20 protein-coding genes are annotated in these 23,502 nt (G+C 63.0%); 4 read left to right on the top strand and 16 right to left on the bottom strand.

Annotated elements, in window-relative coordinates; all coding sequences use genetic code 11:
- Position 1: 1 nt before the first annotated feature.
- The 3 genes from H7828_RS14690 to H7828_RS14700 all read right to left on the bottom strand — a co-directional run bounded on the left by H7828_RS14690 (position 2) and on the right by H7828_RS14700 (position 920).
- Entirely contained in the window at positions 2-187 is a 186-nt protein-coding gene (locus H7828_RS14690) for a Flp family type IVb pilin (protein WP_226781812.1), read from the bottom strand.
- A gap of 88 nt (positions 188-275) precedes the next feature.
- Entirely contained in the window at positions 276-470 is a 195-nt protein-coding gene (locus tag H7828_RS14695) for a Flp family type IVb pilin (RefSeq protein WP_226781813.1), read from the bottom strand.
- Positions 471-725: 255 nt separating this feature from the next.
- Positions 726-920: a Flp family type IVb pilin gene (locus H7828_RS14700; RefSeq protein ID WP_226781813.1), complete on the bottom strand. Its 195-nt coding sequence runs from the start codon at positions 918-920 to the stop codon at positions 726-728.
- 358 nt (positions 921-1,278) lie between these two features.
- Here H7828_RS14700 and H7828_RS14705 point away from each other — a divergent pair, with 358 nt between their 5' ends.
- Positions 1,279-2,097 carry a lytic transglycosylase domain-containing protein gene (locus H7828_RS14705; protein ID WP_226781814.1) on the top strand — a complete coding sequence of 273 codons (819 nt, stop codon included), beginning with the start codon at positions 1,279-1,281 and terminating at the stop codon, positions 2,095-2,097.
- Entirely contained in the window at positions 2,090-3,523 is a 1,434-nt protein-coding gene (locus H7828_RS14710) for a UbiA family prenyltransferase (protein ID WP_226781815.1), read from the top strand. The genes H7828_RS14705 and H7828_RS14710 overlap by 8 nt, the downstream gene beginning before the upstream one ends.
- A gap of 73 nt (positions 3,524-3,596) precedes the next feature.
- Here H7828_RS14710 and H7828_RS14715 read toward each other — a convergent pair whose 3' ends face one another.
- The 8 genes from H7828_RS14715 to dprA all read right to left on the bottom strand — a co-directional run bounded on the left by H7828_RS14715 (position 3,597) and on the right by dprA (position 12,450).
- On the bottom strand, positions 3,597-4,340 hold the full coding sequence (locus H7828_RS14715; protein ID WP_226781816.1) for an SDR family oxidoreductase: 744 nt from the start codon (positions 4,338-4,340) through the stop codon (positions 3,597-3,599).
- A complete protein-coding gene (locus tag H7828_RS14720) occupies positions 4,340-5,647 on the bottom strand; it encodes an FAD-binding protein (RefSeq protein WP_226781817.1) in 1,308 nt (435 codons plus the stop codon). The genes H7828_RS14715 and H7828_RS14720 overlap by 1 nt, the downstream gene beginning before the upstream one ends.
- Positions 5,628-6,620: a lysylphosphatidylglycerol synthase transmembrane domain-containing protein gene (locus tag H7828_RS14725; protein WP_226781818.1), complete on the bottom strand. Its 993-nt coding sequence runs from the start codon at positions 6,618-6,620 to the stop codon at positions 5,628-5,630. Before H7828_RS14725 ends, H7828_RS14720 begins: the two co-directional genes overlap by 20 nt.
- A gap of 88 nt (positions 6,621-6,708) precedes the next feature.
- Positions 6,709-6,999 (bottom strand): GNAT family N-acetyltransferase, encoded by a 291-nt coding sequence (locus H7828_RS14730; protein ID WP_226781819.1) that lies wholly within the window; start codon positions 6,997-6,999, stop codon positions 6,709-6,711.
- Positions 6,992-7,615, bottom strand: a complete 624-nt coding sequence (locus tag H7828_RS14735; RefSeq protein WP_226781967.1) for a CoA transferase subunit B — start codon at positions 7,613-7,615, stop codon at positions 6,992-6,994. The genes H7828_RS14730 and H7828_RS14735 overlap by 8 nt, the downstream gene beginning before the upstream one ends.
- Positions 7,615-8,319 (bottom strand): CoA transferase subunit A, encoded by a 705-nt coding sequence (locus H7828_RS14740; RefSeq protein ID WP_226781820.1) that lies wholly within the window; start codon positions 8,317-8,319, stop codon positions 7,615-7,617. Before H7828_RS14740 ends, H7828_RS14735 begins: the two co-directional genes overlap by 1 nt.
- A gap of 70 nt (positions 8,320-8,389) precedes the next feature.
- The gene (gene topA, locus H7828_RS14745; RefSeq protein ID WP_226781821.1) at positions 8,390-11,170 is read right to left on the bottom strand and encodes a type I DNA topoisomerase; all 2,781 of its coding nucleotides are present in this window, start codon (positions 11,168-11,170) and stop codon (positions 8,390-8,392) included.
- 122 nt (positions 11,171-11,292) lie between these two features.
- Entirely contained in the window at positions 11,293-12,450 is a 1,158-nt protein-coding gene (gene dprA, locus H7828_RS14750; RefSeq protein ID WP_342592301.1) for a DNA-processing protein DprA, read from the bottom strand.
- A 396-nt stretch (positions 12,451-12,846) separates the two neighbouring features.
- Between dprA and H7828_RS14755 the strand changes: the two genes are divergently transcribed.
- On the top strand, positions 12,847-13,689 hold the full coding sequence (locus H7828_RS14755; protein WP_226781823.1) for a DUF5131 family protein: 843 nt from the start codon (positions 12,847-12,849) through the stop codon (positions 13,687-13,689).
- Between the two features lie 40 nt (positions 13,690-13,729).
- Positions 13,730-14,866, top strand: a complete 1,137-nt coding sequence (tcmP, locus tag H7828_RS14760; RefSeq protein ID WP_226781824.1) for a three-Cys-motif partner protein TcmP — start codon at positions 13,730-13,732, stop codon at positions 14,864-14,866.
- A gap of 40 nt (positions 14,867-14,906) precedes the next feature.
- Here the strand turns inward: tcmP and H7828_RS14765 are convergent, their stop codons facing one another.
- Genes H7828_RS14765 through H7828_RS14785 form a run of 5 tightly spaced genes read right to left on the bottom strand, consistent with a single transcriptional unit; the run spans position 14,907 to position 23,486 of the window.
- Complete coding sequence (locus tag H7828_RS14765) at positions 14,907-15,179, bottom strand: hypothetical protein (RefSeq protein ID WP_226781825.1); 273 nt, start codon at positions 15,177-15,179, stop codon at positions 14,907-14,909.
- On the bottom strand, positions 15,172-15,576 hold the full coding sequence (locus H7828_RS14770; protein ID WP_226781826.1) for a hypothetical protein: 405 nt from the start codon (positions 15,574-15,576) through the stop codon (positions 15,172-15,174). The genes H7828_RS14765 and H7828_RS14770 overlap by 8 nt, the downstream gene beginning before the upstream one ends.
- A 2-nt stretch (positions 15,577-15,578) precedes the next feature.
- Complete coding sequence (locus H7828_RS14775; RefSeq protein ID WP_226781827.1) at positions 15,579-16,340, bottom strand: hypothetical protein; 762 nt, start codon at positions 16,338-16,340, stop codon at positions 15,579-15,581.
- Positions 16,337-20,134 carry a hypothetical protein gene (locus tag H7828_RS14780; protein ID WP_226781828.1) on the bottom strand — a complete coding sequence of 1,266 codons (3,798 nt, stop codon included), beginning with the start codon at positions 20,132-20,134 and terminating at the stop codon, positions 16,337-16,339. Before H7828_RS14780 ends, H7828_RS14775 begins: the two co-directional genes overlap by 4 nt.
- Positions 20,135-20,189: 55 nt before the next feature.
- Positions 20,190-23,486, bottom strand: a complete 3,297-nt coding sequence (locus H7828_RS14785; protein WP_226781829.1) for a host specificity factor TipJ family phage tail protein — start codon at positions 23,484-23,486, stop codon at positions 20,190-20,192.
- Positions 23,487-23,502 lie beyond the last annotated feature (16 nt).

Raw genomic sequence — 23,502 nt, forward strand, 5'->3', positions numbered from 1 at the left:
CTCAGAAGGTGGTGGTGATCGGCTTGGCGATGGCGGTGCTGACCGTCGATGAAATCTGCTCGGCCCCGTTGCCGTACATGCCCATGACAGCCAGGGTCAAAGACATGACGCCTGCCGTCAGCAGCACCCAGTCAACGGTGGTTGCACCGGTTTCATCCCTGAGAAACGTGTCGATGGCCTGCCGCATGCTTTCACCTGTGTTTCTTATCCGCAAGACAATGCCAATGCGGCGATCGTCGGAAAACCGGGGGGGCCGATGCCCCCCCTGATCCATCTTAGAACGTGGTGGTCACGGTGGTGCCGTTCAGGTGGGTCGAGATGTTCTCGGTCACGGTCTGGGTGCCACCGCGCACCGAGGCCAGAACGGCGACAGCCAGGCCGACGATGGCAGCGGTCAGCACGACCCAGTCAACGGTCACGGCGCCGTCTTCGTCGTTGCGGAATTTCTTGGCGATTTTGAACAGTTTCATTTGGTTGTCCCTTCAGGTTTCACTTTTTACAAACGCTCCGGGTGTCCATGCAGCGCTGCCTTGTGGCCGCCTCTGCTCCGTTGCGATGAACCAGTTCTGCCTGCCAATTCCGGCGGGAATGCGACGATTCTGGTCGAATTTGAAGGTGCTTTCATGGTGGATCGGGGCAATTCGGGTTGATCCCTGCCCAAAGGGGGCCAGAACGAAAAAGGCCGCACCCGGGGGCGCGGCCTTTCGACAGTTCCGTGGGACGGATCAGAACGTGGTGGTCACGGTGGTGCCGTTCAGGTGGGTCGAGATGTTCTCGGTCACGGTCTGGGTGCCACCGCGCACCGAGGCCAGAACGGCGACAGCGAGGCCGACGATGGCAGCGGTCAGCACGACCCAGTCAACGGTCACGGCACCGTCTTCGTCGTTGCGGAATTTCTTGGCGATCTTGAACAGTTTCATTTGGTTGTCCCTTCGGGTTGTGTGTTCAGTTCAGTGTCCGATCCGATCTGCAACGCGGATCGGTCTGATCTGTGACCGGCGCTTCGTTCGGAATGACCCTATAAAGCCGTTCAATCTGGGCATGATTTGGGCAGGGACGCGGCATTGTTGTATCGATATGAATTTTCCAAAGATTTGAGATTTAACCCGTTGATAACGCTTGTTTCGTAGCAGGCGAAAAACCTGTGTCGACGGGTCGAACGTTCCTGAAAGGCGACACCTGGTCACGATTCCGCAGGGCGCGGGCGCATAAAACTGGCGATTTCGTCGTTTCCTTGCAACAACAGGAAAAACACGAACGGGGCGGAGCAGTCACCGTATGAGGCAGAAATTTCTGACGTCGATCACGATCGCGGCCCTTCTGGTTGCGGCGCCGGCCCTGGCCGAGGGGCCAAAGCCGTTCCCCGAGTTCACCTTCAAGCGCATCAAGCCCCCCAAGGCGGGCGTCAAGAAACGCATCACGGTTCAGGTGGAACCCCAGGTCGCCCGCATCACTGCCCGTCCGGCCGATGACATTCCCGCCCCCGCGACGGACCTTGATGCCGGTGGGTTCGATTGGTTCTGGGGGCAGGTGAAAGGCGATTCTCCGGCCCTGCGCGTCTCCAGTGGCCTTCTTGCGTTGCAGAATGCCACGTCCAACGGTGTGGCAAGCCCGCGGTTGCAGAACCTGCGCGACATCGCCGATCGCCACGGCCCCGAGATATTGAAGGCCACCATCGGCACACGCATTTCCCCGGCCTTTGCCCTGGCTGTCATCGCCGTGGAATCGGGCGGGCGCAGCGATGCGCTCTCGCGTGCCGGGGCGCAGGGGTTGATGCAGCTCATGCCGGCCACCGCCGAACGCTTCGGTGTACTGGATCGCACCATCGCGTCCGACAACATCCGCGGCGGCGTCACCTACCTCGACTGGCTGATGGGGCAGTTCGGCGGCGATCCCATCCTGGCGCTGGCGGGCTACAACGCGGGCGAAGGCGCGGTGCAAAAGCACGGCGGCGTGCCGCCCTATGCCGAAACCCGCGGCTATGTGCCAAAGGTGCTGGCTGCCTGGTCAGTGGCCAAGGGGCTGTGCCTCACGCCGCCACAGCTGATTTCCGATGGCTGCGTCTTCGTGGGCAACCGAGCGGCCACCAATGGCTGAGTCCAAGCCGCTGGTCCTGGATGTCGACGGCACCTTCCTGCGCACCGACATGCTGTACGAAACCTTCTGGGCAGGGCTTGGGCGCGACCCCTGGGCGGTGCTGCGCCTCACGGTGCGCCACCTGCGCCAACCCGCGATCCTGAAAGAGAAGCTGGCCCAGAAGGTCGACCTGCGCATGGATCTGCTGCCGCTCAATGCCGAAGTGGCCGAAATGGCCGGCCGCGCCCGTGCCGAGGGGCGCGAAGTGATCCTCGCCTCGGCCTCGCCGCGCCGCCAGGTTCAGGATCTGGCACGCCAGCACGATCTTTCGGCCCGCGTCTTTGCCACGGCCCATGGCCACAACCTCAAGGGCGCCGCCAAGGCCGAGGCGCTGGTCGAAACCTTCGGAGAGCGCGGCTTTCATTACGCCGGCAACGAAGCAGTGGATCGCGCCGTCTGGGACAGGGCCGATGGCGCGGTGCTGGTCGGGCGCCACGATGCCACCGCAGCGGCGCTGCAAGGCGCCGGACATCCCGTGACAACCCTCGCGGGGGGCTGGCGCTGGCGCGATCTCAGGCGCGCGCTACGGCCGCATCAATGGGTCAAAAACACGCTGCTGTTGCTACCGATGATTGCAGCCCATGATTTCACGCTAACAACTCTTTTCCTGGTGCTGGCCGGGATGGTGGCCTTCTCGGCTGCGGCCTCCTCCATCTATATCGTCAACGACCTGCTCGATCTCGAGGCTGACCGCCTGCATTCCACCAAGTGCCGCCGCCCCTTTGCCACGGGCCGGGTTCCGATCCGCATCGGCATGGCAACCTGCGCCGGTCTTGCCACCGTCGCGCTGGGGATCGGGGCGGCGCTGGGCGGCGCCTTTCTTGCGGTGGTCGTGGCCTACATGGCGATCTCGCTGGCCTATTCGCTGAAACTCAAGCGCATGCGCTGGGTCGATATCTTCACCCTGGCGGCGCTTTACACGATCCGCGTGGTTGCGGGCGCGGCGGCCTCGCGGGTCGATGTCTCGATCTACATGCTGATCTTCATCTTCCCGGTGTTCATCTCGCTGGGCTGTGTCAAACGGATGACCGAACTTGCCCTGGCCAGTGACGATGCGCCGCTGCCGGGGCGCGGCTATGGTCGCCGCGACAGGGGCGATCTGCTGAACATGTCGGGGCTGGGCATCGTCGGGGCGCTGGTGATCTTCGCGCTCTACGCGGTCAGCGACCAGGGCCATGCCCTTTATCCCACGACCTGGATCCTCTGGCTGGCGCTGGTTCCCATCGCGATCTGGCTGATCCGCATGGTGGCGCTGGGGTTCTACGGCAAGCAGGATTACGACCCGATCGTCTTTGCCCTGCGCGACCGGATCGGCATCGGCATCCTGCTGATCATCCTGTCGCTGATGTTCTGGGCGGCCGGGCTCTGGGCCCAGTGGTTCGGCTGACCCGCCCCCTCTTTCTTGCTTGAAATACTCTGGGGGTCCGGGGGTGAAACCCCCGGCGGCCGCCACCTGGCGGTCAGATCGACATCTTCTTGAACACCCGTTCGGGGATCGCGCGAATGATCGCCATGATATAGCGCCAGAAGAAGGGGGTGTAGATCACGTCGCGCCGCCGGTCGGCGGCCTTCAGGATGTCGGCGGCCACCTTCTCGGGTGGGGCGACAAGGAACATGCCTTCGATGCCCCATGTCATGGCGGTGTCAATGAAGCCGGGCTTCACGGTCACCACATGCCCGCCCGCGCGCGTCAGCCGGTTGCGCAGGCCCGACAGGTAGGTATGAAAACCGGCCTTCGCGGCGCCATAGACATAGTTGCCAAGGCGCCCCCTGTCCCCCGCGACCGACCCGACGCCGACAACCACACCCGCGCCGCGCGCCTCGATCTCGGGGGCCAACTGTTGCAGGAACCGGGCCGGGCCGGTGAAACTGTCCATGACGGTGCCATCCACAAGCGACGGGTCGCTGTCGATATCACCCTGGTCGGGCATCGAGCCGACGAAGACGGCGGCATTGACGATCCGCTCGTCCAGGAGGTCGATGATGGGTTGGAACGTCTCGGGGTCGCGGGCATCGAAGGCCACCACCCTGGCATCGTGCGCACCGCGAATTTCGCAATCGGCGGCGGTGGCGGCCATGTCGTCCATGTCGCGGCCGGTCAGGATCAGGGCATCGCCCCGTTCAGCCAGCTGGCGGGCCATGGCGCGGGCCATGGCCGATGTCGCCCCCAGCAGAATCCAGACTTCGCCCTTTTTCACGGCCATCACACTGTCCTCAGGTCAAGTCGGCGGATCATGTCGGTGGCCAGCGCGCCGTCCGGGTCGGTCGCGTTCACCAGTTCGGCCCAGTCGCGTTGTTCGGGGTACATCGCCCGCAGCGATGCACCTTTGGCCAGCGAATCCTTGGCAAGATAGATACGCCCGCCCGCGGCCAGCGTATCGCTTTCAAGGTCGGCGATCATGCGCACGGCCCGCGCCCGGTTGGGGAAATCGACGGCCAGGGTATAGCCCTCCATGGGAAATGACATCATGCCAGCCCGGCCCGGCCCCATGCGTTTCAGCACGGCAAGCGGCGAGGCAAGGCCCGATCCCGCGATCCTTTCCAGCATGGCGCGCAGGGCAGGGGCCTGATCGACCGGCACGACGCATTGGAACTGGTGAAACCCTTCGCGACCGTAGAGCCGGTTCCAGTTACGGATGCGATCCAGCGGAAAGAAGAACTCCTGGATCGGTTTCACCACGGTACGGCCCTTTTGTGGCACCCGGCGGAAGTAGGCGGCGTTGAAGGCGCGCACCACGGCGGGGGCCAGCGCAAAGCCGGGGGCGTCGAAAGGCACCGATTTCGCCCGGCCCGGCGCGGTGACAAGGCCCGATCCGGTTTCGGCCTCTTCCAGGATGCCGCGCCCCAGGGCATCGCCCTGTGCGGTCGCGTCGATCCACCCCACGGTATAGCTGGCATCCGAGGCATCCAGATGCCCGAGGAATTCGTCCCAGCCCTCGATCCGCCGTTCGGTCACGACGATCACGTCGCCCTTGCACTTCAGCATCTGCAACTCGGCGCTGACGATCACACCCGTCTGCCCCAGACCGCCCACCGTGGCGCGGAACAGCGGGTGGTCCGGGGTGATGCGGGTGGTTTGCCCGTCGGGGCCGATCAGGGTCAGCGCCCGAACGTGCTGCCCGAACGAGCCGACGCCATGGTGGTTCTTGCCGTGAACGTCATGGGCGATCGCGCCTCCCACCGTCGCAAAGCCGGTGCCGGGCATGACGGCGGGCAACCAGCCTTGCGGCGCGAAGATGCGGGCCAGTTCGCCCAGTTGCATGCCTGCTTCGACGGTCACGATGCCGCTGGTGGGATCGAACCCCTTGATCCGGTCCAGCCGCAGCATCTGCACGGCCTTGCCGCCGGAATTCAGGCAGGCATCGCCGTAAGACCGGCAGTTGCCGATGGCCGGTGCCGGGCTTTCGCCCATCAGCGCGGCAAGGGCCGTCACACGCTCGGGGCGGGCCAGGTCGCCTGTCGCCCGCAGGGCGCGGCCCCATCCGGCATATTCAGTGGTCTTCCAGCGCATGTGCCGCCTTTCTTGAAATACGTTCCGCCACAGGGAAGGCGACAAGCCCCAGCGCGATGGCGAACCACAGGGTCGTCAGCCGGATGATTGCCGTTGCAGGCACCGAAACGGCCAGCGGCACGCCTTCAAGGCTGAGCAGGGCGATCATCGCCGCTTCGGCCCCGCCCAATCCGCCGGGCGCCCCGGTCAGCCCGCCGGCCAGCGTGGCGAAGATGAATATGGCGATGGCTTTGGCCAGGCCGATGTCATGGCCCAGCCAGACCAGCAGCAGGTGAAACGACAGCCCCTCGGCCAGCCAACCGACAAGGCCCAGCATCGTGGCTGCGCCGATGATTGTCGGGTTCGAGAACCGCGCCAGCGCCCGCGCGGCCCGGCGCAGCCGCACCATCAACCGCGCGAAACGCCCGGTCAGCCGATGAAGCCCCGTTGCGATACCCGACAGTAGCGCGGGCCGCGTCGCCACGAAAGCGCCGGTCAGCGCCAGAAGCGTCACCGGAAGCCCGCCCGCGATTCCGGTCGCCGAAAGCGACAGGGCAATGGCCAACAGAATGCCCATCGCCGCCAGGTCCGACGCCCGGTCGATCAGGGCAAGGGGGGCGGTGCGTTCAAAGCTCCAGCCGGTTTCGCGGTAAAGCCAGCGCATCCGCACCAGCTCCCCCACCCGGCCGGGGGTAACCGACATGGCAAAGCCGCCGATGAAATGCAGGATGTTGCGGTGAATGCTGGTGCGCAGCCCCAGGCGGCGGGCGAAGACATGCCAGCGCAGGGCACGGAACAGGTAATTCAGCAGGCTCAGCCCCAGAAGCGCGCCGATCTGCCAGGCTTCGATGCGCGCAATCTGGGCCGAAATCTCGCTCCAGCCGGTGCCGCCGGCCAATCCGGCCAGCCCGACCAGCAGCAAGACCACCAGCGCCGCCAGGATCAGGCGGTCGCGTGTGGGGCGGGCGCGGGGCGCGGGACTTGTGCTGCTCATGGTCATTGCCCGCCCGATTAGCAACGGAATGGGGCAATTCTATGGTTTTGTTTCCGAAACGCGAGGCAATCTTTGGCCGATCCCGGGGTCAGCCGGTGAAAACATCGGCCCATTCGGGATGCCGCCGGGCCTGGGCCGTGACGTACGAGCAGCGCGAGGTGATCTTCACGCCCTCGGCCTGGGCATCGCTGACCAGGCGGGCCACCAGTTTCGCGGCAATCCCCTGACCGCGAAAGGCATGGGGAACGCCGGTGTGGTCGGCGATGATGTGGTCAGGCGCCACGATGGAATAGGTCAGCTCGGCCTCGGCGCCGTCCTGTTCCAGAACATAGCGCCCGCGCGTCGTGCCCGTTTCGCGGCGGATCTCGGGGTCAGACAATGGTGGCCTCCGTCGCGGCGCGCAGTTCATCCTCGCTCACCCCTTCGGCGCATTCGACGATCTTCAGGCCGCCTTCGACCACGTCCAGCACGCCCAGGTTGGTGATGATCCGGTCAACGACGCCGGTGCCCGTCAGCGGCAGGGTGCATTCCTTCAGCAGCTTTGAATCGCCATGCTTGTTGGTGTGGTCCATCACCACGATGACGCGGCCGACACCGGCCACAAGATCCATCGCGCCGCCCATCCCCTTGACCAGCTTGCCGGGAATCATCCAGTTGGCCAGATCGCCGTTTTCGGCCACTTCCATCGCACCCAGGATCGCCGCCGCGATCTTGCCGCCGCGGATCATGCCGAAGCTGGTGGCGCTGTCGAAATAGGCGGTGCGGTCAAGTTCGGTGATCGTCTGCTTGCCGGCGTTGATCAGGTCGGGGTCTTCCTCGCCCTCATAGGGGAAGGGGCCCATGCCCAGCATGCCGTTTTCCGATTGCAGGGTGATGTCCTTGTCGCCGACATAGTTGGCCACCAGGGTCGGGATGCCGATGCCCAGGTTGACATACCAGCCGTCTTCAAGCTCTTGCGCGGCCCGTGCCGCCATCTGATCGCGATCCCAGGGCATCATGCGTCCTCCCGCTTGCGTGTCGTTACCTTTTCGATCCGCTTCTCGTGCTGCCCTTGAATGATCCGGTGCACGTAGATGCCGGGCAGGTGGATGTGATCGGGGTCGAGGCTTCCGCGCGGTACGATCTCTTCGACCTCGACGATGCAGACCTTGCCGCACATGGCGGCCGGCGGGTTGAAATTGCGGGCCGTCTTGCGGAACACCAGGTTGCCGGTGTCGTCGGCCTTCCAGGCCTTGACGATGCTGATGTCGGCGACGATTCCGCGTTCCATGATATAGGTCTCGCCGTCGAAATCCTTGTGTTCCTTGCCCTCGGCGATCACAGTGCCAACCCCGGTCTTGGTGTAGAAGCCCGGAATGCCACAGCCCCCGGCGCGCATCCGTTCGGCCAGGGTGCCCTGCGGGTTGAACTCCAGCTCAAGCTCGCCGCTCAGGTACTGGCGCATGAATTCGGCGTTTTCACCGACGTAAGAGCTGATCATCTTCTTGACCTGCCGGGTCTGCAACAGGATGCCGATGCCGAACTCATCGACCCCGGCATTGTTCGAGGCAAAGGTAAGATCCTTCGTGCCGGCCTTCCTGATCGCCTCAAGCAGAAGTTCGGGGATGCCGCAGAGGCCGAAACCACCCGCCGCGATGAACATTCCGTCGAAGAGAAGGCCATCCAGGGCCTCCTGCGCCGAGCCGTAAACCTTTTTCATCCCACGCTCCTTGCCGGTGTCACTGCCCTTGTTCTGGGCCGCGACACCGGTGAAGTCAATCAAGCTGGGCCTAGCCCTCAGACTTGGGGGCGGCCTTTTTCGCGGCCGGCTTTTTTGCCGCGGTCTTCTTCGCGGGCGCCTTCTTGGCGGCGGGTTTCTTGGCCGCGGTGGTCTTCGCGGCGGCCTTTTTCGGCGCGGCCTTGCGGCGCGTGCCCTTCTTGGCGGCTTTTTCGGCAATCAGTTCAAGCGCCTGTTCCACCGTGACCTTTTCGACATCGCTGTCCTTGGGCAGGGTCGCGTTCACCTTGTCCCACTTCACGTAGGGGCCATACTTGCCCTCCATGATGTCGATGGCGCCGCCCTCTTCGGGGTGTTCGCCCAGGCTGCGCAGGGTCTTGGCCGCACCCCGGGGCGCCCCGCGTGATGCCACCTTCTCGGCCAGCAATTGCACCGCGCGGTTCATGCCCACGGTGAACACCTCGTCGATGCTTTCGAGGTTGGCATTGGTGCCGCCCCGCTCGCTCGTGCTGGCGGCGTGTTTCAGGTAGGGGCCATAGCGCCCGATATTGGCCCAGACCATGACGCCGTCCTCGGGGTGTTCACCGATGGGGCGGGGCAGGGACAAGAGCTTCAGCGCCTGGGGCAGGTCCACCTCTTCGGGCGGCCATTCCTTGGGCACCGACTGACGCGGCGGCTTCTTGTTGTCCTCGGTCACCTCGCCGCGCTGGACATAGGGGCCGAAACGGCCCTTGAAGACATAGATCTTGTCGCCTGCGTCCTCGCCCAGAAGCTTGCCCTCGGGGGGGATGCCGCCCAGATCGTCGCCGTCTTCGCTGGGGGGGCCGAAGGGCCGGGTAAAGCGGCATTCGGGGTAGTTGGAACAGCCGATGAAGGCACCGCCCGACCGTGCGGTGCGCATGGAAAGCCGCCCGGCGCCGCAATGCGGGCACAGGCGCGGATCGCTGCCGTCTTCCTTGGGCGGGAAAAGATGCGGCTCCAGCACCTCGTTGATCTTGTCCAGAACCTCGCCGATGCGCAGATCGGCGGTTTCGGCGATGGCGGCGGAAAAATCGCGCCAGAAGCGGCCCAGCACTTCCTTGTAGTCACGTTCGCCCGCCGACACGTCGTCAAGCTGCGCTTCCAGGTCGGCGGTGAAATCGTATTCGACGTAGCGGTGGAAATAGTTCGACAGGAAGGCCGTGACCAGGCGCCCCTTGTCCTCGGGGAACAGGCGGTTGCCGTCCTTGCGCACATATTCGCGATCCTGGATCGTGGTGACGATGCTGGCATAGGTCGAGGGGCGCCCGATGCCCAGTTCCTCCATCCGCTTCACCAGCGTCGCCTCGGTATAGCGGGGGGGCGGTTGGGTGTGGTGTTGCAGGGCAAGGGCGGCCTGGTTGGCCGAGAGGATGGCATGGCCGTTCGACTGCGCCTTGCCGCTGTCCTTGCTGTCGTCGATCACGTCATCATCCTTGCCCGAAGCCTTCTGGAATTCAGGCAGGAAGGAGGTTTTGGCAAAGGCGGCCGGTTCGCCCTGCATGATCTGGGGCAGGATGCGGTCGTCGTCACCCTCGGCGATGTCGTCGCGCCCTTCGACATAGACCTTGAGGAAGCCTTCGAAGGCGATCCGCTGACCGGTGGCGCGGAAGCCGACCTGCTTGTCCTCGCTGAGGATTTCCACTGTCGTGCGTTCCAGGCGTGCCGCCGACATCTGGCTGGCCAGGGTGCGTTTCCAGATCAGATCGTACAGCTTGCGCTGGTCGTTGTCGGTGATCTTCAGCGCGGCGGCATCCATGGCCATGTCGGTGGGGCGGATGCATTCGTGCGCTTCCTGGGCGTTCTTCGCCTTGTTCTTGTAGATGCGCGGGCTGTCGGGAACATAGGCCTTGCCATAGCGATCGGTGATCGCGGCGCGCGCGGCGCTGACCGCTTCGGGCGCCATGTCGATGCCGTCGGTCCGCATGTAGGTGATGTGCCCGGCCTCGTAGAGGCGCTGTGCGGTGCTCATCGTGGCGCGGGCGCCCATGCCGAACTTGCGGCTGGCTTCCTGTTGCAGGGTCGATGTCATGAAGGGCGGGGCGGGGTTGCGGGTGCCTGGCTTGGCCTCGACCGAATCGATGGTGAACTTGCGCGAACTGACGGCCTGCACCGCCATTTCGGCGGCGGTTTCGGTCTCAAGCGAAAAGCGTTCGACCTTGTTGCCGCCCAGAAGCGTCAGCCGGGCTTCGAAATCCTGGCCGCGGGGCGTGGTGAAGGCGGCCTTCACGCTCCAGTATTCGCGGGGGCGGAATGCCTCGATCTCCATTTCCCGCTCGACGATCAGGCGCAGGCAGACCGATTGCACCCGCCCGGCCGATTTCGCACCGGGCAGCTTGCGCCAGAGCACCGGCGAAAGGTTGAACCCGACGAGGTAATCCAGCGCGCGCCGGGCAAGGTAGGCCTCGACCAGGGGGCCGTCGACCTGTCGGGGGTTCTTCATCGCCTCGGTGACGGCGGCCTTGGTGATGGCGTTGAACACCACGCGGCTGACCGGCGTGTCCTTCTTGATCGACTTGCGCTTGCGCAGCGTCTCTTCAAGGTGCCAGCTGATCGCCTCACCCTCGCGGTCGGGGTCGGTGGCCAGGATCAGGACATTGTCCTGGGCCAGGGCATCGGCGATGGCCTTGACGTGCTTGCGACTGTCGCTTGCCACCTCCCAGGACATTTCGAAATCGTTGTCGGTATCGACCGAACCGTCCTTGGGCGGCAGGTCGCGGACATGACCGTATGAGGCCAGAACCGTGAAATCGGGGCCGAGATACTTGTTGATTGTCTTGGCCTTGGCTGGCGATTCGACGACGACGACTGGCATGAATTTCCTTCCGACTCGGGGCTTTCCCGCACCGCCGCTAGATGTGGGGTTGAAGCCCGGGTTGTCAATCGGGCCTGTCGGAAGGCTGGATCGGGCCGGAAATCGCCGTGCCCTGACGTCAGCTATAGCTTGGTGAGAAGGCCGCCGGGCTGCCGGGCGATGCGCCCGTCCAGTTCCAGGCTCACCAGTTGCGGGGCCACTTCGCCGGGCGAAAGTGCCAGATCGCGGATCAGCTGATCCTCTGCAAGGGGGCTTGGCCCCAGCCGATCGAGGATCAACTGGTGCAGCGCGTTGGCCTCGCGCAGGGTGCTGGCCGGCTTTTTCGGCTTGGGCGTGGTGGTGGCAAGGCGGGGCTTGGCGGGCGTGGCATCGCGCACGTCGGGCGGCACAGGTTCGCTGCCCAGGGCCGCCAGCACGTCGTCGGCACCGCGCACCAGGGTGGCACCGTCGCGGATCAGCATGTTGCAGCCCGAGGCCCGCGCATCGAAGGGATGCCCCGGAACGGCCATCACCTCGCGCCCCTGGTCAAGGGCATCGCGTGCGGTGATCAGGCTGCCCGACCGCGCCGCCGCCTCGACCACGACAACGCCGCGCACGGTGCCCGAGACGATGCGGTTGCGCCTCGGGAAGTGGCGGGCCTGGGGTTGCAGGCCCATGGGTTGTTCCGAAAGGCGCAAGCCGCGCTCGCCGATCTCTTGCGCGAGAACGGCATTTTCGGCCGGGTAGATCACATCGACCCCGCCCGCCATCACGGCGACGGTGCCATGGGGCAGGGCGGCCAGATGGGCCGCGGTGTCGATCCCGCGGGCCAGGCCCGAGACGATGACATTGCCCGCCTGGCCCAGTTCGTCGGCCATGCGCCGCGCCATGCGGGTGCCAAGAGACGAGGCATTGCGCGCGCCCACCATCGCGATGCCCGGCCGTTCCAGCAGCGAAAGATCGCCAATGGCCCAGAGCAGCGGCGGCGGATCGGTCAGATCATAGAGAGCCTTGGGGTATTCGGGGCTGCCGAATGCGATCAGGCTGGCCCCGGCAAGGCGACCGGCCTTCAGTTCGGCCTGTACAACGCCCATCGGGCAGACCTTGTAATCGGAAACGCCTGCGGCGGCGGCGACGCCCGGCAGCGCGTCAAGCGCGGCCTCGGCCGAGCCATGTTCGTGCATCATGCGGAAGAATGTCGCCACGCCAACCCGGCGTGAGCGCAAGAGACGAAGCCAACCTGACCGAGCTTCCTCGGAGTGGGGTGGGGTGAGGGGGGTGAGGGAAGGGAATAAATCCAACGGTCAACCTGCCTTCGTCTACTTGCCCGACAACCATGCGGCGGGATTGGTTAAGAGATGGTGAAGGATTTATCGAAGCGGCTGCCCTTCGTTCAAGCCTTTGAAATTGCCCGGCAAGATTTCGGGCCGCCTTACCTCGCGACGCGAATCGCCGGCCCTTTCCAGGGGCCGTGCGGCGCAGGTACCACTGTTTTCACCACAAGCGATTCTCCTTGTGTAGCGCGACATCAGCTTCTGGACGGAATGACATCACCTTCTGGACGAATATCCTGAACTGGAGCGTCAGGAATTGGGTGGCGGGCGTGGTTCCTGACGATCAGCCGACGGCGCGGCCAACCGCCCATTTCATTGCTCGATGGCGCTGCTTGTGTCAGGATTCTTTAAAGGAGTACGCACATGGGCCAGAATTCAAAGATCGAATGGACAACTCACACGTTCAATCCCTGGTGGGGCTGCACCAAGGTTTCCGAAGCTTGCAAGCATTGCTACGCCGAAGCTTGGGCAAAAAGGGTTGGGCAAAATGTCTGGGGTCCGAAGCCTGAAAGACGGTTGCTTAGCGACAACCACTGGCGCCAGCCGTTCAAATGGAACCGCGATGCACAAGGTGCAGCGGAACGGCCAAGGGTCTTTTGTGCCTCGATGGCTGACGTGTTCGAGGACCGCGACGAACTCATCCCACACCGCGAGCGGCTGTTCAGGTTGATAGAGGAGACGGCCAATCTGGACTGGCTGCTTCTGACGAAACGCCCGCAGAATGTCCTGCGGCTGTCGCGCTGGGGGGACGAATGGCCGGACAACGTCTGGCTTGGGACGACCGTCGAGTTGCAATCCAGAGCGGACGAACTACTGCCGTTTCTGGCAGAAACACCCGCGAAGGTTCGCTTTATATCGGCAGAGCCGCTTCTCGGAGCACTGCAGATCGACCGATGGCTCGATTCGACAATTGATTGGGTCATTACAGGCGGCGAAAGTGGCCCACATGCGCGGCCTGCTTCACCGCTCTGGTTCCATGGTTTGCTTGCGCAGTGTATGCGAAACGAAGTCGCGTTCCATTTCAAGCAGTGGGGTGACTGGGCGCCAGGCGATGGGATCAACCTGCCAGCTGCACAGAAGGTGTCTCGTAGGACCGCCGACGATGGTACCGAAATGGTAAGGGTCGGTAAGAAAATTGCCGGGCGAACGCTTGGCGGCCAAGAATGGGATCAGCTCCCGGCTGCACGGCTTGTCTGCCAAGGATGAAACTGCCCTACTGGGTCTGATCTTTGGATAGGATGCGGGTTTGAAAAATCACTATTTCAATCGAGAACAGAGCGAAGCCAAGCACGATATTTTACGCCGATATCTCGTTCCGTTTGCAAACAAGATACTAAGCAAATGGCATAGCATCGACTACATCGATGGCTTTTCCGGGCCATGGAGGAATGTCGACACGGAGCGGCTCAGCGATACTTCGATCGGAGTGTCGTTGCAAACCTTGCACGAGGTCGCCGAAAAACGCGGACACACGAGACAAGATCGCCGCATCCGCTGCATTTTCAACGAAGCTGATCCGGCTTCATACGGCTTGCTCCAATCGTTTGTAAAAAGTGCTGATGTAGATTTTCCCCTTATCAAGGTGGTCACCTTCAACGGCAGATTTGCTGAAAACGCCAAGAGCATCCGCTCTGCTGCTGATCATACATTTCAACTGCTTTTCGTTGACCCGACAGGCTATTCGGGGTTCCCACCATCGTCGCTTGAGCATTTCAAGGGTCGCTCGAGCGAGGTGATCGTGAACTTCATGAGGTCGTTTATTGAGCGCTTCGTCGCTAGTGGGCACCGGGATCGAGATCAAAAACTGATCGAACTGCTGGGTCAAAAGCGAGCGCAATACCTTTTGGACACCGGCTTGTCGATCGAGACTGTCGAGGGCGAGTACCTACGGATGCTGCGTGGCGATCTCGGTTACAAGTTCTCTGGATACTCGCCGATCCACAACCCGGATCGCAACGAAATCCACTTCAATCTTGCCTATGCCACCAACCATTTCGAGGGAATGGAGGTTATGAGAGGAGCGGAGTTCGGGGCGTTGTCGTCGCATGACCGAAAACGGTTTGAAAAATCCGTCCGAAATGACGGGCCATCGCTGTTTGACGCGTTCAACGACGAAATGGAGATCCGTGGCCCCTATCTAACCGCGCGTCAAAATCACCGCGAACAGGCTTCGAAGATACTGCGCGATCTGGTGATCCAGCACCCGAGAGGCATCGCATTCGGTGAGTTCGCTGCGACCGCTCAGCAATCGCTCTTTCTAAAGCGCGCGGAGCTAGGCGACGTCATTGTGGAACTTGCAAAGCAGCGGGTGATTCAGGCGACTTGGCAGGAGCGTGGCGGTCAAAAGCCGGTGACTAACGATTTGATCCTTCCTTACGGATAACTTGAAAATTGGACGAGTGACGAACGTCGCCTTAAGCCGTTCACTTCCCCCGTGTCCTTTCCACCAAAAGCACCGAGTTCCGTTCGATCCGGTCCATGCGGTCGGCGACCTGTTCGACGGAGGCGGCGATGCGTTCCAGGGCGTCGGAGGAGCGGCGCTCGGCGTCGGTTTCCGGGCGGATCGCCTGTTGGACGATGGTGCTGGCCGAGGCTCTGCTGGCCTTGCCCCTCATGAGGAACGCGGCGACGATGGCGGCGACGGACGCCCCCAGAGCCGTGATCTGTTCGGGAGTGATGATCGTCCAGTCAGGCATGGGCACTTTTGCTTGAGATGTTGATAAGGCAATAGGCCGACCAGAAGGTCAGTACACCGTAGAGACCGGAGGCAAGGCTGAGCCCACTACTGGCGAAGAAGCCGGCCGCCAGGGCCGCAAAGGACCAGACCCCGAACACCGCACCCATGGAGCGGATCATCGGCGAGCGCTTCCAGCGGCCGTTGATCACCACGGCCGATAGCTGGCCCAGACCGAACATCGCGAAAACGACTGTCCAGACCGCTTCCGGGAGGAATGTGAAGCTGTTGTAACTCTCGCCGGTCATCATGAGGCCGGGGAGCGCAAGGGTGACGCCCCTTGCCAGCGTGACGCTTCCCAGAACAATTTCCAGAAGCCGTGTGTCCAGTGCCCAAATCCAGCGCAGCAGCGATTTCATGGCTAGGTCAGCCCGTATTTGCCGATCAGCCAGTCCTCGATCACCAGCAGGTCGGTTTCATTGCCTGCCGCGGCGAGATCTTTTGACAGGATACCCATATGGCCGATGTACCCCGCGAAGGTGCCGAACAAACCGATGGTGACCTGATCCATCGCACCCGTGGCGGCGGCGTTGGCGACCTGCACGCCGTTGCGGCGCAACGAATAACCCTGCCCGGTCGAGAAGGTTGCCATGATCAGCACCGCTTCGTCCTGATATTGCCCGGAGGTGTCCTCGCAGATCGTCGATGAATTCACGCCCTCGAACAGCTTCAGGTGACCGGACGTATTAAACCCGACGCGTGGTGCCAGCTGACCTGACGACGGGTTTGGGCGCGGTACCAGAATTTCGCGCACCGCGGCGGCGGTGGGCATGTGAATCACTGCAAGGAAAGTCCAGGCGTCGGGATTCATTGTGAAAGGCACAGTGTGGTCGGAGATCGAACCGTCGAGTGGACAGAAGATCGACGGATGGTTCGTTGTCGGGATGCTGCGCGTGGCAGGAAAGACGCTGGCGCCCGGGACCGGCATCGTGTCCTTCTCGGTCATTCCCGGCGCACGGTTCTTCAAGCCGTGATCCGACTTGAGATAGGCGTCTCCGCCCGAAAGCAGCATCTGCCATCCGGTCACTGCAGCCGCCGCCAGACCGGGCCGGTCGGTGTCGATCTTCCGCAGGCCGGTGGCGTGGGTCAGCGTAACGCCAACGTTGATTTTCGCGTGGGTCATACAGTCACCTCGATGCTTTGATGGACCGCCCAGTTGTGCAGCGGTCGATTGTCGTAACGTGATTTTCGAGTGTTGCCCGCACTGTCGCGGATGTTGCCGCGCGGGATGTTGGCGGCAGTGCGGGTGCCGGTTTGGCCAGCCAGCGCGTATTCCAGATATTCTCCGGTGCCGGAGGGGATGGTCCCGAGCGTCAGCTCGACGGTGCCGGTGCCTGACATGCCGGTGTCGGTAACGGTCACCGCGCTAATCGCGATCTCGCCCGCACCGTCCCAGTAGCGAAAACCCCTGACGTTGCGTTCGGCAACCAACGCGGTGTCGATGACCAAGGGGCCGACCGGGACGTGATAGGTCAGCGTCACCGTCGTGCCCGTCCGCGCGGCAGCGGTGATCATCACTGGCGACCAATCACGGGCACCCCAAAGGATGTTTTCCACCGCCGGGGCGATGAGTTCGCCGAGGATGAAATACCCCGGACCGGTCAAGTGAAGGTAGTCGCCGTCGAACGGAACTGTATAGTTCGGAGCCAGGACGAAGTGCTTGTCGCTGGCCTCATGCGCCGCCAGCATTGCTCGGATGCTTCGGGTGTGGGTCGTTCCGCCAATATGGCTGGAAGGCATGGACAGGAGGAAGGGCACGTCGGCGACTTGACCGGTAATCGCCCGGATATCCGTTTCAACATCGCCCTGCCACTCAATCAAGTCGGATTGATAGTCGGCATTGTCGCTGTCGGCTTCGCCATGGGCGATGATCATGGCGTCGACAACAACGGACCATCCGTTCGCCTCGGCCAGCGCCTTGGCCTTCGTCACCGCGATCAGCGTGTTTTCGTAATCGACAGTTCCCTGCTTCAGTCCGTCGTAATCGGTGGCACCGACACCTGTGACCATCCAAAGTGTGCGGTGCTGAGCGCCGATGTCGCGGGCGCGCTTCGTCATGCGGGGGGCCAAACCGCCTGCAATCGTCTGGCCTGCCACCCCCGCACCCTGGCCGGTCCTCGCCAGCAGCGCCTGAAACCCGGTGAAGTCGTCGGGGTCCAGCGCGACCACCTCGGCAAGCGTCGTCGGCAGGCCCAGCCGGATGTCCATCGTGCCATCACCGGCGGGCATCAGCATATCGTCCGGCCAGTCCGACCAGGTGGAGACAAGATCCTCGCCTTCGCGGCCCACACTCAAAGACTGGCCGTCAATGAGAATGATGTGCAGCACCCGGGTGTCGTCGGGGATCAACACTCCGCCTCCCGGCGCGCCGCTGGTCTGGGTTTGCGCGTACAGCCCCGGTCGCGTCACAAGAGCCCGGACCGATCGGCGCGAAAACGGGGCCATGGACAGAACCGTTTCGCCCGCACGGAGCGGCGCCACCACTTCGCCCGCCGCGCCTGCACAGAGGTTCGTGCCTGATACGAAAGGCATTGGGAACAGCCGCGTGGCAGGCGAAGTCTGAGCGCCATAGGTATCAACTTCGGTAATGACATTGCCCCCGGCATCCGTCTCGCAATGGATAGGATCGTCACCGCTCGCCAGGAACGTGGCCACACCCATGGCCTGAGAGCGAATCGTGACATTGCCAAAAGCGTCGGCGGACCAAAGAACCTGCCCTGCCGCGTCGGTTTCGACATGGGCCATGCCGTCCTCGCCAAGGAAACCGGTCAGCCCGGTCTGACGTGACAGGAAGTCGAGATACCCGTTCCGATCGGCCGACCACAAGATGCTGCCTACCGAATCCGTCTCGGCGTGTGTTACGTCACCTTCAGTCAGGAACGACGTCACGCCCATCGCGCGCGAGCGGATCGTCACATTTCCATAGGCGTCGGTGGACCATAGCGCATGGCCTGCGGCATCGGTTTCCACATGGATCAGATCTGCGGTTTCGGCGCCCTCATCGAAAATCGTTCCGGTCGGGATTCTGTCCGCCATGTCGGCGGCGGTCTGGAGTTCTGTTGCGACCAATTGGCCTGCCAGCAGGCCGAGCGGCCGGCCATTGTCGTTGGCCAAAAGGAGAACCTTGGTTCCCGTAACCACGCCCTCTCCGACACTCAGGAGATCGGCTTCGGTGATCGCCCAGCCGCCGGAATAGGTCTGCGTCGTGTCGATCAGGAATGCCCTGCCGCTGGCAAGAGGAGTGACCGGCAGGTCGGCGATGGGCTGGACGGTGCCAGTGCCGGAGAGGAGCGAGATATTGGCCCAGGTGACATGCATGACGGCTGCCGCGCCGACACCCCTTTGACGATAATCGAGACGCATCGCCGCGCCATCCGCGCTGTTTTGGCGGGTCCGTGACGCGACAGCCCATCTTGATAGACGGGTCTGGGTTTCGGCGTCATCGACACGCCCTCCAAGCAGCCCGAGACTGTCCGCAAGGTTGGTATCTGCGGAGATGCGGTCAGAGACTTCCGACAACAGGTTGTCGCGCAACCCAGCTACATCTGCCCCGCCCAGAAGCAGGTCGCTAACGTCCAGCCATTCGACAGACTGGACGCCCGTGATCGCGGTGTTGCCGTTGGTCACAAGGGCAGGGACACCGTAGCGGGCGGTCGCCGGGGTGGCGTAATCGATGCCCCCGCCATCCTCATTCCGACTGATCAGGGCCGTGAGGGTCAGGAGGCCATCGACGACCTTCGGGTTGTCCCAGGTCTTCAGAACTGCCTGGGAGATCGCGACCTTGTTCTTGTTCAGGTTCTGCCAAACCACCTGCACCGCATCGCCTGTGGGATCAGTGCTGTCGGCAATCATTCTGATCTTCACCCGCAGCCGATAGACGGCGTCGGCCGTCATCGCATACGCACGACGCGGGGCGATGACAGAGGATCCGGGCAGCGCCCAGACCTTGCCCGCGATGTCATCTACCGCCAGGGCGCCGGCGACGATGGCGGGACGGTCTTCGGGTTCGCCCGTCAGGGAAGATGAATATTGATCGGGCGCCTCGCCAGGACGGGTCACATCGGAGATGGCGATATGATCTATGCGTGCATCCAACGCTGACTCGCTGCCGGTTGCGCGGTTGATCTCCTCGGCGATGTCCTGTGTCAGGTCCGAAACGGCAGCGGCGCGGGTCGTCGCTTCGGCGGCGTCGGCGGCCGTCAGCGCGGCCTCGGAGGTCTGGGCGCGATTGATCTCTTCGGCGATATCCTGCGTCAGGTCCGAAACGGCAGCGGCGCGGGTCGTCGCTTCGGCGGCGTCGGCGGCCGTCAGCGCGGCCTCGGAGGTCTGGGCGCGATTGATCTCTTCGGCGATGTCCTGCGTAAGGTTCGCGACGGCAGCGGCGCGGGTCGTCGCTTCGGCGGCGTCGGCGGCCGTCAGCGCGGCCTCGGAGGTCTGGGCGCGATTGATCTCTTCGGCGATATCCTGCGTCAAGTCCGCGACGGCAGCGGCGCGGGCAACGCCCTCATCCGCGATGTCTTGTGCCAGCCCCGATGTTCCGGTATCGCCGATCCGCATCCAGCGCGACCAGCTTTCGTTCCAGGAATATCGCCCGGCGTTCGCCACGCTAGAGCCGTCATAGCCGGTTCCGGTCGCCGCGAAGTGAGAGCCGGTGTCGCTGTCGGGAACTTCGCCGCCCGCTCCGTCTGCCGCTCCGTCGAGCGCTGAAAATTCGGCCCAAGTGGCGCGGGTCAGCACCCCTGATGTGATCTGGCTGCGCAGTTCGCCAAATGCATCGGAAACCGGCCCGGCTGCCACCATCTGCATCCCCAAGCTGTCGAGGGCAACCCGCACCGTGCCTCCATCGCGATTACCGATGATTTCGTCGACCAGGGCCGATGTGTTCAGGAAGGTGCTTTTTACGCCTGCATTGGACACAATGCGATCTCCGTTGACTTCTGACTGAAACGCAGACGGCGTTCCTGCCCGAGGCTTACAGGATCAGGGTAGTGAACGGCCCGGACATTGGTCCGGTCGCCCCCACGTCGTTGGCAGGTCGGATATAGTAGTCATAGGTGCCCTGTGGCACCGAGGCGGCCGAGGGTTCGAAAATGACGATGCCACCGATCGTGCCGTCGAAATCCACATCGGCGAGCAACTCGAACGTGGCATTGCCTGTCTGTGCTGACAGGGTGTCGTGATGCCGGGCGATGTCATTCACAGCTTCGCCATTCACGGTCGTGCCGCCGGTAAGACGGGGGCGTACGGTTCCCGCGGTCCGCGAGATCACCTCGAATGAGACACGGAATGTTTGACCGGGCGTCGCCTCAAACGGCTGATGTATCGACCCTGCCGCGCCGGGCGAGTGTTGGTAAGCCTGTCCCGAAAGCGTCCAGTTCGTACCGGTCGTCCAGCTGCCGGCGAGGTTGGGACGGGTCGAGTCGCCGTCGATGTAAATGGCGGTCTGAACGGTGGAAACCAGCAACGGCGTGCCGACCCGGTGCAGGTCCTCGTCCAGATCCACTCCTGTCGGTACTCGAAAGATATCGACCTGCGTGGCGACCGATGTTGGCGAGGTGGCAATGCTGATCGTCGCGTTGCCGCGCCCCCCTGTGACAGATACAGCGGCAAGGTCGCCTGCCCCGGGAGCCTGCCCGTCAAGATACCCGATTTCAAACGTGACGACATCCGACCAGGCACTGTAGACGCCCCCGACCGAGCGGGCACGCAGCCGCAGATCGACAGTCTTCCCGTAGGAATAGCTTTCGATGCTTCCGCCCGCGGCTGCCAGAGGAACCACTGCCGTCGTCCATGGAGTGGTGCCGGTTTCCCGGTGCTCCAGCTCGAATTCGATGATTGGAACAGTTCCGTGTCCGGGAACGACCGCGAAGATGATCCGGCCCGGAACCTTGGTGCTTTCGGCGAATCCGCCCTGAACCGATGCAAATCGTGGCGTCGCCGGGGTGGTCAAGTCTGGGTCAAGGATCGTGCCATGGCGGCCGGTCCAATCTGGAATAACTGCCACGTCTGTAAGTGCGTCAATTTGCGGGGCGGCATCGACGAGGCGTAGGATGCAGCTCATGTTGTCGCCGTTTTCGACACTCAGAACCCGCATCTCGGCGCTTTCTTCATTGATCGGTCCGAACAGCACCATATCGCGAAGCAGTGGCGTCGGCCCCTCGCCGGTGAGCTGCAGGAGCGTCTGCGCACCGGCATTCGTTTTGATCGTCCGCAGGACAGAGTTGCCGATGGTATCAGGAACGCCGCCCGGAGCGGTGTCAGAAAATACCCGGAACCTGACGCCATAGTTCTGGCCTTCGACCATCTCGACTTCAGTGTCGATCGCGATCAGTGAGCCCTCGATCGCTGTCACCCGGCCTGCCTGCTGAACTCTGCTCAGCACATCGTGGGAGACGCGTACCAGATCGCCACGCGTGGCGACACGCACGGGGCCATCCTGGTTGACCCGATATGTATCAGGGCGGTGGATCGCCTCATAGGCGCGGCGCAGGGCTTCGCGATAGATTTCGTCAGGGTCGGTTTTACCGGGCAGCTCAAGTTGTTCGGTCAGCAGAATATCACCGGTGTGACCGGGCCAGGGCACAATGCGCTCGTCTTCCTCATAGTCCAGTTCGCCATTGCGGAACTTGATCCGAAACCCATCCGGCGCACGGAAATAGTTGCGTTCAACTTGAAATCCCCACGAGTTGCGTGGCGAGATGTGATCAACGACCAGATCCTGTGGCCGGTCGATGGTCACACCCCAGCGGATTCCGTCATGGCGTGGAGTGGCCCGCCCAGCCGCCGCGACCTGCGCCAGAGCCTCGCGCAGAGTGGTGTCCTGCTCACCAAGAACACCGTCAAACTTGAGATCCTTGGTCCGACAGAATTCATGCCAGTCGGCCAGCAGTTCGAGATCGATCTGCGCATCGGCGACGGCGAGCGGATTGCCAGGACTTTGCAGGATATAGCGAAAAAGCGAAGCAGGATTGCGCGTGGCCCGCTTGATCCAAGTCCCGGATACGTGATCCCAGTCAGGACAGATCCGAGTGACGAGGGCGTTCAGATCGTCAAGTTGCCCGTTCAGCTGATAGGTCGCCTGCATCCGCACCCCAAGCAGTGCCAGCGGCAGATCGGTGTTCAGGGGATACTCCGGTCGCAGTGTCTGAAGGGCCGCAAACATTATGCGGTCCTGTACCTGGGTGTTGGTGTTTTCGTCAGTCAGCCGTGTCAGGCGCACCTGCCAGCGGGCGCGGTACGGAAATTCGAACCGTTCGCGCCGATAGAAAGTTTCAAGCTTTGCCGCCAGGATGTCGAGCGTGCGCACCTCGGTCCAGACGTCGGTGCCGATCAGGGCGTATTCGATCTTCAGTTGAACGCGCTGATTTTTGGTCTTCCCTTTCTTGTCAATATAGAACAGCCCGGCAGGCCAGGCGAGGATCACAGCCGCACCGTCGGCATCGCGCCCAGTGGTGCGGATCACCGGCTTTTCAACGGCTGGATCGCCTTCAATGATCTCGCCGAAATCGTCGCGCGGCAGGGGGCGGGTCAATTCAGTGTTCACACCCTCCTCGACGATCTGGCTGGGATAGAGGCCGATGTGGGCATCGCTTTCCAGCCCCGCGCGCAACTCCAGTGTCACTTCGTCATATTCGTCGATAGGCGTGTCACCGATGCGGATATCGGTTATCTCGACTTCACCGATGCCGAAATTGAACAGGCTGACGACATACTGAAGATCGCCGACAATGTCTGTGTGGCTCGTCGCAGCGAAGGGGGGGGCAAACCGGGTGCGCCCCAGAACCACCGGCACGGCCCCATCCGGGTTCAGCCGGTTGCGCCAGCCGGAAATCGCATATCGGTTCTCGGGCTCCTCCGGCTCGGTTGGCGGGACCAGTGCGTTGATGAGCAGCGAACCGACGACGTTGACGCCGAGTGTGATAAGTGCACCAGCGAATTTGGCGCTTGTTCCGATGGCAGCGCCGAGAGTTCCGGCCAACGGTCCTGCGCCCAAAGCAATCGCGGCCACTGACACCAGAATGCTGAGAACAGAGCGAAGACCGTCTTCCCCAGGGACCAGTCGGATGACGACATGTACCCCCGGGTTTGGTCGCACCAGGTGCCAGTGATCCTGACGGATCGTGATCATATCGGTGGGGGTGACAAGCGCGATGCGCAATAGGCCCCGGTCGGTGATCTGCAGATCCGGCAAGGCCCGATGCACGATCTGCGCAATCGTCATGCCGTGCGGCACGTCCAGCGCCACCCGACCCATTTCCGGTTCAAACAACGCCGACACCAGAACC

The sequence above is a fragment of the Oceaniglobus trochenteri genome (assembly GCF_020529025.1).
Classification (GTDB): domain Bacteria; phylum Pseudomonadota; class Alphaproteobacteria; order Rhodobacterales; family Rhodobacteraceae; genus Oceaniglobus; species Oceaniglobus trochenteri.

Excerpts from the sequence above, each read along its gene's own strand:
- H7828_RS14720 (WP_226781817.1), bottom strand. The coding sequence starts at position 5,647 with ATGCGCTGGAAGACCACTGAATATGCCGGATGGGGCCGCGCCCTGCGG.
- H7828_RS14715 (WP_226781816.1), bottom strand. The coding sequence starts at position 4,340 with ATGGCCGTGAAAAAGGGCGAAGTCTGGATTCTGCTGGGGGCGACATCG.
- H7828_RS14725 (WP_226781818.1), bottom strand. The coding sequence starts at position 6,620 with ATGAGCAGCACAAGTCCCGCGCCCCGCGCCCGCCCCACACGCGACCGC.
- H7828_RS14755 (WP_226781823.1), top strand. The coding sequence starts at position 12,847 with ATGGGCCAGAATTCAAAGATCGAATGGACAACTCACACGTTCAATCCC.
- H7828_RS14695 (WP_226781813.1), bottom strand. The coding sequence starts at position 470 with ATGAAACTGTTCAAAATCGCCAAGAAATTCCGCAACGACGAAGACGGC.
- H7828_RS14765 (WP_226781825.1), bottom strand. The coding sequence starts at position 15,179 with ATGCCTGACTGGACGATCATCACTCCCGAACAGATCACGGCTCTGGGG.
- H7828_RS14775 (WP_226781827.1), bottom strand. The coding sequence starts at position 16,340 with ATGACCCACGCGAAAATCAACGTTGGCGTTACGCTGACCCACGCCACC.
- H7828_RS14700 (WP_226781813.1), bottom strand. The coding sequence starts at position 920 with ATGAAACTGTTCAAGATCGCCAAGAAATTCCGCAACGACGAAGACGGT.
- topA (WP_226781821.1), bottom strand. The coding sequence starts at position 11,170 with ATGCCAGTCGTCGTCGTCGAATCGCCAGCCAAGGCCAAGACAATCAAC.
- H7828_RS14770 (WP_226781826.1), bottom strand. The coding sequence starts at position 15,576 with ATGAAATCGCTGCTGCGCTGGATTTGGGCACTGGACACACGGCTTCTG.
- H7828_RS14740 (WP_226781820.1), bottom strand. The coding sequence starts at position 8,319 with ATGAAAAAGGTTTACGGCTCGGCGCAGGAGGCCCTGGATGGCCTTCTC.
- H7828_RS14710 (WP_226781815.1), top strand. The coding sequence starts at position 2,090 with ATGGCTGAGTCCAAGCCGCTGGTCCTGGATGTCGACGGCACCTTCCTG.
- H7828_RS14705 (WP_226781814.1), top strand. The coding sequence starts at position 1,279 with ATGAGGCAGAAATTTCTGACGTCGATCACGATCGCGGCCCTTCTGGTT.
- H7828_RS14690 (WP_226781812.1), bottom strand. The coding sequence starts at position 187 with ATGCGGCAGGCCATCGACACGTTTCTCAGGGATGAAACCGGTGCAACC.
- H7828_RS14735 (WP_226781967.1), bottom strand. The coding sequence starts at position 7,615 with ATGCCCTGGGATCGCGATCAGATGGCGGCACGGGCCGCGCAAGAGCTT.